This window comes from Sphingomonas sp. (genome assembly GCF_036402235.1).
Lineage (GTDB): Bacteria > Pseudomonadota > Alphaproteobacteria > Sphingomonadales > Sphingomonadaceae > Sphingomonas.
In genome coordinates this window covers 101,191-113,364 of sequence record NZ_DASWTG010000054.1, presented here as the reverse complement: position 1 = coordinate 113,364, position 12,174 = coordinate 101,191, and the positions used below count along the sequence as shown (strand labels likewise).

Sequence of the window (12,174 nt, the reverse complement as noted above, 5' to 3'; positions counted from 1 at the left end):
ATGGTGAGAACCACAGCCGCGGCCGGCCCTCCGCCGGACCGCGATGGCGAAAGCGTCCGCGTCCTGATCGTCGATGATTCGGTTGTCGCCCGGGCGGTGCTCGGCCGGATGATCGAGGGGATGAACGGATTCCGCATCGCCGGCTCGGTCAGTGACGTCGCCGGGGCGTTGAAGTTCCTCGCCAGCGAGCGTGCCGATGTGATCCTGCTCGATCTTGAGATGCCCGGCATCCACGGCCTGACCGCGCTACCCGATCTGGTCGCGGCGGGGCAGGGGGCCAAGGTGCTGGTGGTTTCCTCCGCCGCCGATGACGGTGCCGCCGCCGCGGTGCAGGCGCTCGCGCTCGGGGCCGCGGATACGCTGGTCAAACCTGGCGTCGGCAACTTCGCCGGGCGTTTCGCTGCGGTGCTCGAGGACCGGCTAACCCGGCTCTTCGACGCGGACGATCCCGGCACCGCGGTCTCCGCGCATGCCGATCATGCGCCGGGCGAGTTCGATATCGTCGCGGTCGGTGCTTCCACCGGCGGCATCCACGCGCTCAGCCAGATGCTGCGCGCGATCCCGCCTTCCTTCCTGCCCCCGATCCTGGTCACCCAGCATCTGCCGGCGTCGTTCATGAGCTATTTCGCGGCGCAGCTCGCCGTGCTTGCGGGGCGGCCGTGCGAGGTCGCGGCCGACCATATGCGCGTGCGGCCGGGCCGCATGCTGGTCGCGCCCGGCGACGCGCATCTGCGCGTGGCGCGCGCGGGCGAGGGCTATTACGCCGTCCGCCTCTCCCATGAGGCCGTGGCGAGCGGGTGCATGCCGTCGGTCGACCCGATGCTCGATTCGATCGCCGACCTGTTCGGCGCGCGCGGGCTGGGCGTGGTGCTGTCGGGCATGGGCCGTGACGGCGCGGTGGGGGCGAAGCGGCTGATCGATGCAGGGGGCAGCGTGATCGTACAGGACAAGGCGAGCTCGGTGGTGTGGGGGATGCCCGGCGCGATCGCCGAAAGCGCCGCCGCGGTGCTCCCGCCCGACGAGATCGGCCGCATGATTGCCAGCCAGCGGAGGCCCGGCTGATGGCGGCACTTCCCCAGAGCTTCGCCTCGACCGGGGCGATGCAGGTGATCGGCATGCTGCTCGAGCAGCGCACCGGCCAGCAGATCGCCGCCAACCGGGCGTGGCGGGTCGAGACGGTGCTGAAGCCGGTGCTGCGCGCCAACGACCTCGATACGCTCGACCAGCTGGTCGGGCGGCTCGCGGCCGAGCGCAGCGGCCCGCTCGCCGATGCGGTGGTCGATGCGCTGCTCAATCACGAGACGTCCTTCTTCCGCGACGCCGCGGTGCTCGACCTGGTGGTCGAGGCGGCGCTGGCGCTTCAGGCCGAGACGCCGGGCCGGCGCCTGCGCATCTGGTCGGCGGGCTGCTCGCTGGGGCAGGAACCCTATTCGCTGGCGATGCTGTTCGAGGAAGCGGCGATCACGCGCGGCATGGTGATGCCGGAGATCATCGCCACCGACGTCTCCACCGCCGCGCTCGCCCGTGCGCGCGCCGGCCGCTTCTCGCAGTTCGAGATCCAGCGCGGCCTTCCCGTGCGCCGCATGGTGAGCTGGTTCGACAGCGTCGATGGCGACTGGGTGATCCGCCCCGAACTGTCCCGTCGCGTCCAGTTCCGCCAGCACAATCTGGCCCGCGACCCGGCGCTTGCGGGCAAGTTCGACCTCGTCCTGTGCCGCAACGTGCTGCTCTACTTCGCCGCAGATGTGCGCAGCCGCGTGTTCCGCACGCTGCGCACCGCGACGCGCGACGGCGGCCTGCTGGTGCTCGGTGCGGGCGAGACGGTGATCGGCCAGACCGACGCTTTCCGCCCCAGTGACCGGTTCCGCGGCCTCTATCTGGCGGATGAGGCCCGCGTCGCGCCGTTCCGCGCGGCCTGACGCCGAAGAAGCGTGCGTTTCGGCGCATCGATGTTCCGGGGCGACTTGCGTTTCGCCGCGCGCCGCCGCATCCCTCGCTTCGATGATGCAGGACGGGACCGAGCTTGAGTGGATCGACGCGCCGTCGCCCAATTTCGACGCGCGCACGCTGCCGGTCAGCATCATTGTGCTCCACTATACCGGGATGCAGAGCGCCGAGGAGGCGATCATGCGCCTGCGCGATCCCGAGGCGAAGGTGTCGAGCCACTGGCTGGTGGCCGAGGACGGGCAGATCGTCCGGCTGGTCGATGAGGCGCACCGCGCCTGGCACGCCGGCAAGTCGCACTGGCGCGGCGTGACCGACATCAACTCGGCCTCGGTCGGGATCGAGATCGTCAATCCCGGTCACGAATTCGGCTATCGCCCGTTCCCCGACGAGCAGATCGAGTCGGTGGTCCGCCTGACCGCGGCGATCAAGAACCGCTACGGCATCACCCGCGGCAATGTCGTCGGCCATTCGGACATCGCGCCCGCGCGCAAGCAGGATCCGGGCGAGCTGTTCCCATGGGGCAAGCTCGCGCGGCTGCGGCTCGCGCTGCCGCGCCCGACGAAGAATCTGATGGATCCGGGCTGGACCGATGGCGGTTTCTTGCTCGCGCTCGAGCGGTTCGGTTATGACGTGACCGACGGCCTCGCCGCGACCGTCGCGTTCCAGCGCCGCTTCCGGCCCGAGCTGGTCGATGGCACGATCGATGCGGAATGCCGGATGATTCTGCTCGCGCTGCTCCTGCCCAAGCCGCAAGGCGACGAGTGATGCTTGATCGCGTGCCCGACGGCGCGCCGATCCTGACCGCGGCGCAGATGCGCGCGGCCGAGGATCGCGCGATTGCCGATGGCTCCAGCGTGTCCGCGCTGATGGAGCGCGCGGGGGCTGGCGTGGCTGAATGGGTGCACCGCCTCGCTGCGGGCGCGCCGGTGCTGATCCTGTGCGGCCCCGGCAACAATGGCGGCGACGGCTATGTCGCGGCGCGCGTGCTGGCGGGCAGGGGGATGGACGTGCGCGTCGCGGCGCTCGACGATCCGCGGACCGAAGCCGCTATCGAGGCACGCAAGGGCTGGACCGGGGTGGTCGAACCCTTCCCCGGCGATCTGCCGGGCGCCCCGGTGGTGGTCGATGCCTTGTTCGGCACGGGTCTGGCCCGCCCGGTGGCTCCTTGGATCGCACACGCAATCAAGACGTTCGTCGATCAGGCGAGGCTGTCGATCGCCGTCGACCTGCCGAGCGGGGCGGAGACCGACAGCGGCGGGGATTTCGGGCAGTGCACGCTTGCGGATTTCGACGTGACGCTCGCGCTCGGCGCGCTCAAGCCCGCCCACGTCCTGCAACCCGCAGCAGCGTATTGCGGCAACGTGCGGCTGGTCGATATCGGGCTCGAGCTGGAAGGTGCGGCCGAGCCCGCCGTCCGCACGATCGCCGTGCCCCGGATCGCGAAGCCGCAGCCCTCTTCCCACAAATACAGCCGCGGCATGGTCGCGGTCGTCTCGGGCCCGATGCACGGCGCGTCGGAGCTGGCCGCGCTTGCCGCCTATCGCGCCGGGGCCGGCTATGTCCTTCTGCTCACCGGCGGTTTGCCCCATCCGCCGCATGCGATCGTCCGCCGCCGCTGGAGCGCGGACGCGCTCGATGACAAGCGTATCGGCGCGGTGGTGATCGGCCCCGGCCTCGGCCGCGACGATCGCGCGCGCGAGAAGCTGGAAGCCGCGCTCGCCAGCCCGCACCCGCTGGTGATCGATGGCGATGCGCTTCACCTGCTTGACCTCGATCGGATCAGGACCCGTGATGCGCCCACCGTGCTCACCCCGCATGCGGGCGAGTTTGCGGCGCTGTTCGGCGAGGGCGACGGCAGCAAGATCGCGAAAACGCAGCGCGCCGCGCGCCGCTGCAACGCCGTGGTCGTCTTCAAGGGCGCGGACACGGTGGCCGCTGCGTCGAATAGCCGGGCCATTGTCGCAAGCCCTGCCAGCCCGTGGCTGTCGGTTGCCGGAACCGGTGACGTGCTGGCAGGCGCGATCGGGACGATGCTGGCGCAGCGCACAAAGTCGCCCCTGCAAGCCGTTTCCGCCGGCGTCTGGCTCCATGCCGAAGCCGCACGGCTGCTACACCGCTGCTTCCTCGCCGACGATCTGGCCGACGCGCTGCCGCAAGCGCTGGCGCGCGCCCTGTGAGCGAGGACGCGACCATCGTCCGCGTCGCGGCGCGCGGGGACGGCGTGACGGCGGACGGCCGCCACGCTCCGCTCGCCGCACCTGGCGACACGCTGCGCGCCGATGGCACGCTTCAGCCCGGCCCGCGCCACCAGGCGCCGCCATGCCGCCATTTCCCCGAATGCGGCGGCTGCCAGCTCCAGCATCTCGACGATCGCGCTTATGCCGAGTTCCTCACCGCGCGCATCGCCGGCGCGCTGATGCAGCAGGGGGTGGAGGCGGAGATCCGCGCGCCCATGCTCTCCCCGCCGCGCACCCGCCGCCGCGCCGCGCTCCATGCCGAGCGGCGCGGGCGGCAGGTGCATCTAGGCTTTACCGAGCAATCGAGCCATCGGCTGATCGACCTCCAGCAGTGCGAGATCCTCGACCCGCGCCTGTTCGCGCTGCTTCAGCCGTTGCGCGGGTTGCTCGCCGCGCATCTCCCCGCCAACCGCCGCGTCAACGTCCATCTCGCGCTCACCGACCAGGGACCGGACGTGCTGGTCGAGGGGTTGGTCACCGACAGTTTGAGTGCGGTCGAGGCGATCACCGCTTTCGCCCAGCGCCACCGCCTCGCCCGGTTATCGGTCGACGATGGCCTTGGCCCCGAGCCGCGCTGGGAGCCCGAGCCGGTGACGGTCAGCTTCGGCGGTGTCCCTGTGCCGTTCCCGCCCGCCAGCTTCCTCCAGGCGACGCCGGAGGGCGAGGCGGCGCTGGTCGCCGCGGTGCGCGAAGCGATCGGTGGCGCGAAGGCGGTCGCTGACCTGTTCGCCGGCCTCGGCACCTTCGCGCTGGCGATGGACCCGGGCGCCAAGGTCTATGCCGGGGAGGGCGCGCGCGAGGCGATCCTGTCGCTCAAGGCTGCCGCAGGCGCAGCGCAGCGCCCGGTTTTCGCCGAGCATCGCGACCTGTTCCGCCGCCCGCTGGTGCCGAAGGAACTCGATCTGTTCGATGCCTTAATCCTCGATCCGCCACGTGCGGGCGCGAAGGAGCAGGTCGAGCAGATCGCCGCGTCCAAGGCACCGGTAGTCGCCTACGTCTCGTGCAATCCCAATACCTTCGCGCGTGATGCCAAGACTTTGATTGAAGGCGGCTATCGTCTCGACTGGGTGCTTCCGGTCGGTCAGTTCCGCTGGTCGACCCATGCCGAGTTGGCGGCGCGGTTCAGCCGCTAACCCTTTTCACCGTTCGTGCTGAGCTTGTCGAAGCATTGTTCTTCTTCTGGCGTCTGAAAGGAAAGACGGCCCTTCGACAAGCTCAGGGCGAACGGAAGGACTCAGGGGTAATCCGCCCGAACGAAATACAGCCCATCCGGCGGCGCGTTCAGCCCCAGCGCGGCGCGATCCTTCGCCTCCAGGGCATCGCGCAGATCGCCCGCGCTCCATTGCCCGCGCCCGACCATCGCCAGGCATCCGACCATCGATCGCACCTGATGATGCAGGAACGAGCGGGCCGAGGCGAACACGCTGATCTCATCGCCCTCGCGCACCACGTCGAGCCGGTCGAGCGTCTTGAGCGCGCTCGCCGACTGACAATGCGCCGAGCGGAAGGTGGTGAAGTCATGCAGCCCCACCAGCAATTGCGCGGCATCGTGCATCGCCGCCGCGTCCAGCTCGGCCGGAACGCGCCATTTCAGCCCCTTGTCGAAGGTCAGCGGCGCGCGGCGGTTGACGATCCGGTACACATAATGCCGCGCGATGCACGAGAAGCGCGCATGCCAGTCGTCCGCCACCGTCTCGCACGCCAGGATCGCCACCGGCACATTTCGCAGATGCGCATTGAGCGCCTCCATCAGCCGGAAGGGTGCGATGTCCTTCCCGATCTCGGTATGCGCTCGCATCGCCAGCGCATGCACGCCCGCATCGGTGCGCCCAGCGGCATGGACCAGCGCGTCCTCGCCGGTGATGCCGTGCAGGGCCTCCTCGATCGCCTGCTGCACGCTTGGCCCATGGTCCTGATGCTGCCAGCCCATGAAGGGCCGGCCGTCATATTCGATGGTCAGCGCGAAGCGGGTCAAAGCTGAGTTCCCGCCGGGATGGGGAAGCCGTTGAGCAGCTCGGCAGTGGTCATGACGCCACGCCCGGCGCGCTGCACCAGCGTCGGCCGGATCGCGCCCGTAGCGCATGCGATCGTTAGCTTGTCATCCAGAACAATCCCGTCACCCCAGCGAAAGCTGGGGTCTCGTGCGGCAAGCGTGGCGCTCGACGACGAGAGATCCCAGCTTTCGCTGGGATGACGGGTGGTTTCGAGCACGCGCACGCGCTCGCCGTTCACCTCGAAGAACGCCCCCGGCGGGTTGAATGCGAGTACCTGCCGCTCGACCGCCTCAGCATCCTGCGCGAAATCCAGCCGAGCCTCCGCCTTGTCGATCTTGGAGGCGTAGGTAACGCCGTCCTCGGCCTGCACCACCGCCGGATAGGCCTTCACATCAGCCAGAACCCGCACCATCAGCCGCGCACCCATCGCGGCCAGCTCGTCGGTCAGCTCGCCCGCGGTTTTGCCCGCGACCGGGGTCCGCCCTTCCAGCCGCACCGGCCCGGTATCGAGGCCAGCCTCCATCTGCATGATCCCCACGCCGGTCTCCGCGTCCCCGGCCAGGATCGCGCGCTGGATCGGCGCTGCCCCGCGCCAGCGCGGGAGGAGCGAGGCGTGGACATTCATGCACCCGAGCCGCGGCGCTTCCAGCACGCTCACCGGCAGAATCAGGCCATAGGCCGCGACCACCGCGACATCGGCCTCGAGCACCGCGAACGCCGCCACAGCCTCCGGGTCCTTCCTGAACGACAGCGGCGTGCGCACCTCGATCCCCAGCGCTTCGGCGCGGGCGTGGACGGGGGAGGGGGTCAGCGCCTTGCCGCGCCGCCCGCCCGCGCGCGGCGGCTGGCTGTACGCCGCCACGACGTCGTGACCCGCCTCGACCAGCGCGTCGAGCGTCGGCACGGCAAATTCCGGCGTTCCCATGAAGATGATCCGCATGGAGGGCCTTTCGGATCAAGTGCAACCCCGCGCAACAAAAACCGTTCGCCCTGAGCTTGTCGAAGGGCCGCTTTTCTTCACATCTACGGAAGAACAGGGCTTCGACAAGCTCAGAGCGAACGGCTAGGGATTGGCGCAATATGGCCTCGCCCGAGATCGAAACCCTGACCCAGGCCCTGTCGCGCCTGCCTGGCCTTGGCCCGCGCTCGGCACGGCGCGCGGTGCTGCACCTGCTCAAGAAGCGTGAGACCGCGCTCGACCCGCTGCTCGCTGCGCTCACCGCGGTCAGTCAACGGCTCGCCACCTGCGGCACCTGCGGCAACGTGGACACGTCAGACCCTTGCGCGATCTGCGCCGATCCCCGCCGCGACACACGCCAGCTCTGCGTGGTGGAGGAAGTCGCCGACCTATGGGCGCTCGAACGCTCGCGCCTGTTCCCCGGCCGCTTCCATGTCCTCGGCGGCAAGCTTTCCGCGCTTGACGGCGTGCGGCCCGAGGATCTCGCGATCGACAGCCTCATCAGCCGCGTCGCCGCGGGCGGGATCGATGAGGTGGTGCTGGCGATGAATGCCACGCTCGAAGGCCAGACCACCGCCCATTACATTGCCGAGCGGCTGGAGAGTCGCCCCGTGCGCCTCACCCAGCTCGCCCACGGCCTGCCCGTCGGGGGCGAGCTCGACTATCTCGACGAGGGCACGCTCGCCCAGGCGCTACGCGCGCGGCGGCCGGTGGCCTGATCCTTTCCTTGAAGCCGGACCCCGGCAGCGCTAAATTGCAGCCATGTCTATTCTTCCGATCCTCGAAGTCCCCGATCCGCGCCTCAAGCTGGTGTCCACCCCTGTTGACAAGGTCGATGATGAACTGCGCGCGCTGATCGCCGACATGTTCGAGACGATGTACGCCGCCCCCGGCATCGGCCTTGCCGCGATCCAGGTCGGCGTGCCCAAGCGAGTCATCGTCATGGACCTGCAGGAGCAGGAGGACGAGGAAGGCAAGCCGATCCGCGAGCCGCGCGTGTTCATCAACCCCGAGATCCTCGACCCGTCCGAGGATCAGAACACTTATACCGAGGGATGCCTGTCGGTCCCCGATCAGTTCGCCGATGTCGATCGCCCCGCGACGTGCCGCGTCAAATGGCTGGACGAGCACGGCAAGCCGCATGACGAAGTGTTCACCGGCCTGCTCGCGACCTGCATCCAGCACGAGATGGATCATCTGGAAGGCATCGTCTTCCTCGACCATCTCTCGCGCCTCAAGCGCGAGATGATCATGCGGAAGCTCAACAAGGCGCGCAAGGCGGCGGCCTGACGTCCCGTTGCGGCACGCGGTTGCACGCGCCGCAATTAACCCTGTCCTACAGCGTCCGTTCGGGCTATGTTCCTCGCTTGCCGCGGGGAGGCGGCCGCTTGTCACCTCCGCGCGACACACGTGTTTTGTGTCAACCTTGTCAACCTCGCGTGAGGAACCGTGACGCTTGAATTCGCCCTTGCCCTGATCTTCGCCCTGCTGCTCGGCGGCGCCGTCGGCTGGTTCGTCGCGAGCCGCCGCATCGCCGAGATCCGTGCCGAGCGTGACAAGCGCGAAGCCGATTTCAAGGCGGCGATCGTCGATCTCGCCGGGGCTGAGGAGCGGCTCAAGGAGCTTCCCGAGCTGCGCGACCAGCTCGATGCGATCCGCGACGAGCGCGACATCGCCAGGCTCCAGCTAACCGAGCTGCGCGTCAAGGCCGACGGGTTCGAGCAGCGGCTGACCGGCCAGTTCCGCGAGCTCGCCGGGCAGATGCTGAGCGAGACCCAGGAAGCCTTCCTCAAGCGCGCCGAGGACCGCTTCAAGCAGTCCGAGGTCACCGCGGGCCAGAACCTCAAGGCGCTGCTCCAGCCGGTCAACGAACGCCTCCAGCGCTATGAGGAGGGCGTCGCCAAGGTCGAGGCCGAGCGCCGCGACGCGTTCGGCGAATTGAAGGGCCAGATCGAGCAGATGCGGATCGGGCAGGAGCGGGTGAGCAGCGAGGCGGCGAAGCTGGTCAACTCGCTGCGCAACGCCCCCAAGTCGCGCGGCCGCTGGGGCGAGCAGCAGCTCAAGAACGTGCTCGAGACCTGTGGCCTGTCCGAGCACACCGATTTTGCGACCGAGGTTAGCGTCGCGCAGGAGGAGGGCGGACGCCTCCGCCCCGACGCCATCGTCCGCGTGCCCGGCGGCAAGGCGCTGGTGATCGACGCCAAGGTGTCATTGAACGCTTATCAGGATGCGTTCGGCGCGGTGGAGGAGAGTGAACGCCAGGCCGGCCTCGCCCAGCACGCGGCGTCGATGAAGAACCACATCAATGCCCTCGGCAACAAGGCGTACTGGACCCAGTTCGACGAAGCGCCCGATTACGTCATCATGTTCGTTCCCGGCGAGCATTTCCTCTCCGCCGCGCTCGAGCACGATCACGGCCTGTGGGATTTCGCGTTCGAGAAGCGTGTGCTGCTCGCGACCCCCACCAACCTGATCGCCATCGCGCGCACCGTCGCCGCGGTGTGGCGGCAGGAAAAGATGGCCAAGGAAGCGCGCCAGATCGGCGAGCTCGGCAAGGAGCTGTACGACCGGCTGGCCAAGGCGATGCAGGACCTGCGCGTCGTTGGCACCGGTCTCAACAGCGCAGTCAAGAATTTCAATACCTTCGCCAGCAGCCTCGAGACCCGTGCTCTGGTGTCGGCGCGCAAGCTCAAGGACCTCAACGTCGAAACCGGCGCGCGCGAGATCGAGAGCGTCGCCCCGGTCGAGCTGCTCGCCAGCTACGCCGAAACGCCCGACTCGGAGGAGCCGCCCGCGCAGGCTGCGGAATAGGGGGCAAGCTTCTCTTTACGTTGATTTTCCGTGCGGGTGCGCGGCGTTCGATCTATACTGAGGGCGAAACGACTTGGCCGGCCGCGTTCCAAACAGGGGAGTCCGCGCATGAAAAGCACGTTGAAGCTGGTGGTCTTGTCCACCGCACTCGTCACCCAGAGCATCACGCCGCTGATGGCGCAGACAAGGCCGGCGCCGCAGGAGCGCCCGGTCCCGCTGCCCCAGCCGGTGCCTGATCGCCCCGTGCCGCTGCCACAACCGGTCCGCCCCGAGATCCAGCCGCCGCGTCCGATCCGCCCCCAGCCGCCCCGCCCGGTGCGTCCGCAGCCGCCGCGTCCCAATCCCGGCTATGGCCAGGGCTATGCCGGCAGCATCACCTGCGAATCGCGCAACAGCCGCACGCGCTACTGCAACGTCAACACGCAGAACCGCGTCATGCTGATCCGCGCCAATGGCGGCGTCTGCAACCAGGGGCGCGGCTGGGGCTATGATCGGCGCTCGATCTGGGTGCGCAATTGCCGCGCCCAGTTTGCCTATGGCTATGGCAACAACTGGGGCGGTGGCGGCTGGCAACCCGGCTATCCCGACCGGGATAAGGGGCCGAGCACTGGCCTGATCATCGGTGGTGTCGCGGTGGCGGCGGGCCTGATCGCCCTGCTCGCGAGCAAGAACAAGAAGCCGAACGCGCCGGCGACGGAAGCCCCGACCAGTTACCCGCCGGGTCCGCCCGCGGCACTTTCGGCCGATCTCAATCTGGTCCGCTCGGAGGCCCGGCCTTCATTGCAGACTTGTCTGTTTGAGGCGTCGCGCCAGATCGGCGTCACCGGCGGCACGCGACTGCGTCTCGACCGGATCACCAGCATCGAGCCGGGCAATGGCGGCTGGCGCTTCGCGGCCGATCTGACCGCGACCTATCCGGACGGGGAACGGACGACGCCCTTCTATTGCCGCGCGACCCCGACTAAGGTGGTTCAGCTCGACTTCACGAGCTGAGGGCTTAGGGACGGCGCAATGGATTTCGACGATCAGTTGCGCCGCTACTTCGGCTCCGCCGACCTCGCCTCGATCCCGCCCTCGGCGATCGAGGCCGGGGTCGAGCGGATGCGGGTCGATTTCGGGCTGGAGAAGGACCGCGCGCGTCGCTTCGCGCTGTGGGCGGTGATGCACCTGCTCGGCGCCGCGCCGGATCTCGACGTCGCGTTCAAGGATGAAGCGGACCGGGATGCTGCGCGGAACTTCATGGACCTGATGGTTCGGTCGCAGGGGGAAGAGGGCGGCGGATAGCACCCTCGCGCGCTGTGGAGGCCCGAGCCGGAATCGAACCGGCGTGCAAGGATTTGCAGTCCTCTGCGTAACCACTCCGCCATCGGGCCTCGGGAGCGAGCGGGCGATGTGCGCGGGGGCGTGGCGCATGTCAACACTTGGCTACGAAAATTGCGTTCGCCCCCGTCGCCCACTTGGTGTGGCCCACTTGCTTGGCTATGCGACTGCCACGAGATACAAGCGCGCCAATCGAACAAGTGTATTGCATGACTATAACAGTTGTGCAAACAGGGCTGGAGTGATGATGACCGCAACTGTCGAACTTCCCGGTTCCGAAGCCGCACGCGCCGCGATGGTGGCGAGCCAGCTGCGCACCAGCGGCGTCAGCGACGCGCGCGTCGTGGCGGCGATGGCGCAAGTCGAACGGGAGAGGTTCCTGCCCGAATCGCAGCGCGCGCTGGCCTATCGCGACCGGCCGCTGCCGCTGGGCAATGGCCGCCTGCAGAACCCGCCGCTCGCGACCGGCCTGCTGCTCACCGAAGCGCGTCTCCAGCCGCAGGACAAGGTGCTGATCGTCGGCGCCGCGGGTGGCTATGCCGCGGCGGTCGCGGCGAAGCTGGCGGCGAAGGTGGTGGCGGTCGAGGCTGATCCGGCGCTCGCCGGCGCGGCACGCGCCGCGCTGGAAGGGAGCGTCGAGCTGGCCGAAGCGCCGCTTGCCGATGGCCATGCCGCCGGCGCGCCCTATGACGTGCTGATCGTCGATGGCGCGGTGGAGGAGCTTCCGGTCTCGCTGGCCGCGCAGGTGGCGCCCGGCGGCCGAATCGTGGCGGGATTGGTCGATCGCGGCGTCACGCGCCTCGCTTCGGGCGTGCGCAGCGAGGGTGGCTTCGGCCTGAAGCCGTTCGCCGACGTCGAATGTGTCGTGCTTCCCGGGTTCGAGAAGCCCCGCGGGTTCAAATTCTGA

The 12,174-nt window shown here is 68.9% G+C and carries 13 protein-coding genes and 1 tRNA gene; 11 read left to right on the top strand and 3 right to left on the bottom strand.

Annotated elements, in window-relative coordinates; translation table 11 throughout:
• The 5 genes from VGD28_RS11220 (at position 1) to VGD28_RS11200 (ending at position 5,317) form a co-directional block, all read left to right on the top strand.
• Positions 1 to 1,062 carry a chemotaxis protein CheB gene (locus VGD28_RS11220; protein WP_331028430.1) on the top strand — a complete coding sequence of 354 codons (1,062 nt, stop codon included), beginning with the start codon at positions 1 to 3 and terminating at the stop codon, positions 1,060 to 1,062.
• Positions 1,062 to 1,919: a protein-glutamate O-methyltransferase CheR gene (locus tag VGD28_RS11215; protein ID WP_331028429.1), complete on the top strand. Its 858-nt coding sequence runs from the start codon at positions 1,062 to 1,064 to the stop codon at positions 1,917 to 1,919. The genes VGD28_RS11220 and VGD28_RS11215 overlap by 1 nt, the downstream gene beginning before the upstream one ends.
• Positions 1,920 to 2,001: 82 nt before the next feature.
• Positions 2,002 to 2,712, top strand: a complete 711-nt coding sequence (locus VGD28_RS11210; protein WP_331028428.1) for an N-acetylmuramoyl-L-alanine amidase — start codon at positions 2,002 to 2,004, stop codon at positions 2,710 to 2,712.
• Positions 2,712 to 4,124, top strand: coding sequence for an NAD(P)H-hydrate dehydratase (locus tag VGD28_RS11205; protein WP_331028427.1), 1,413 nt, complete (start codon positions 2,712 to 2,714; stop codon positions 4,122 to 4,124). Before VGD28_RS11210 ends, VGD28_RS11205 begins: the two co-directional genes overlap by 1 nt.
• Entirely contained in the window at positions 4,121 to 5,317 is a 1,197-nt protein-coding gene (locus VGD28_RS11200; protein ID WP_331028426.1) for a class I SAM-dependent RNA methyltransferase, read from the top strand. Before VGD28_RS11205 ends, VGD28_RS11200 begins: the two co-directional genes overlap by 4 nt.
• Before the next feature lie 101 nt (positions 5,318 to 5,418).
• On the opposite strand, the gene truA is transcribed toward VGD28_RS11200, so the two are convergent.
• Both truA and fmt read right to left on the bottom strand, forming a co-directional pair.
• The gene (gene truA, locus VGD28_RS11195; RefSeq protein WP_331028425.1) at positions 5,419 to 6,159 is read right to left on the bottom strand and encodes a tRNA pseudouridine(38-40) synthase TruA; all 741 of its coding nucleotides are present in this window, start codon (positions 6,157 to 6,159) and stop codon (positions 5,419 to 5,421) included.
• Positions 6,156 to 7,118, bottom strand: coding sequence for a methionyl-tRNA formyltransferase (gene fmt, locus VGD28_RS11190; RefSeq protein ID WP_331028424.1), 963 nt, complete (start codon positions 7,116 to 7,118; stop codon positions 6,156 to 6,158). Before fmt ends, truA begins: the two co-directional genes overlap by 4 nt.
• 140 nt (positions 7,119 to 7,258) lie before the next feature.
• On the opposite strand from fmt, the gene recR reads away from it, so the two are divergent.
• From recR to VGD28_RS11165, 5 genes are all read left to right on the top strand, one after another.
• Complete coding sequence (gene recR, locus VGD28_RS11185) at positions 7,259 to 7,855, top strand: recombination mediator RecR (RefSeq protein ID WP_331028423.1); 597 nt, start codon at positions 7,259 to 7,261, stop codon at positions 7,853 to 7,855.
• A gap of 43 nt (positions 7,856 to 7,898) precedes the next feature.
• Positions 7,899 to 8,426 (top strand): peptide deformylase, encoded by a 528-nt coding sequence (gene def, locus VGD28_RS11180; RefSeq protein ID WP_331028422.1) that lies wholly within the window; start codon positions 7,899 to 7,901, stop codon positions 8,424 to 8,426.
• 159 nt (positions 8,427 to 8,585) lie between these two features.
• On the top strand, positions 8,586 to 9,947 hold the full coding sequence (locus tag VGD28_RS11175) for a DNA recombination protein RmuC (RefSeq protein ID WP_331028421.1): 1,362 nt from the start codon (positions 8,586 to 8,588) through the stop codon (positions 9,945 to 9,947).
• 108 nt (positions 9,948 to 10,055) lie between these two features.
• Complete coding sequence (locus VGD28_RS11170; RefSeq protein ID WP_331028420.1) at positions 10,056 to 10,940, top strand: DUF3011 domain-containing protein; 885 nt, start codon at positions 10,056 to 10,058, stop codon at positions 10,938 to 10,940.
• 18 nt (positions 10,941 to 10,958) lie between these two features.
• Entirely contained in the window at positions 10,959 to 11,231 is a 273-nt protein-coding gene (locus VGD28_RS11165) for a hypothetical protein (RefSeq protein WP_331028419.1), read from the top strand.
• A 15-nt stretch (positions 11,232 to 11,246) separates the two neighbouring features.
• Here the strand turns inward: VGD28_RS11165 and VGD28_RS11160 are convergent.
• Positions 11,247 to 11,320, bottom strand: a tRNA-Cys gene (locus VGD28_RS11160).
• A gap of 191 nt (positions 11,321 to 11,511) precedes the next feature.
• Between VGD28_RS11160 and VGD28_RS11155 the strand changes: the two genes are divergently transcribed.
• Positions 11,512 to 12,174: a protein-L-isoaspartate O-methyltransferase gene (locus tag VGD28_RS11155; protein WP_331028418.1), complete on the top strand. Its 663-nt coding sequence runs from the start codon at positions 11,512 to 11,514 to the stop codon at positions 12,172 to 12,174.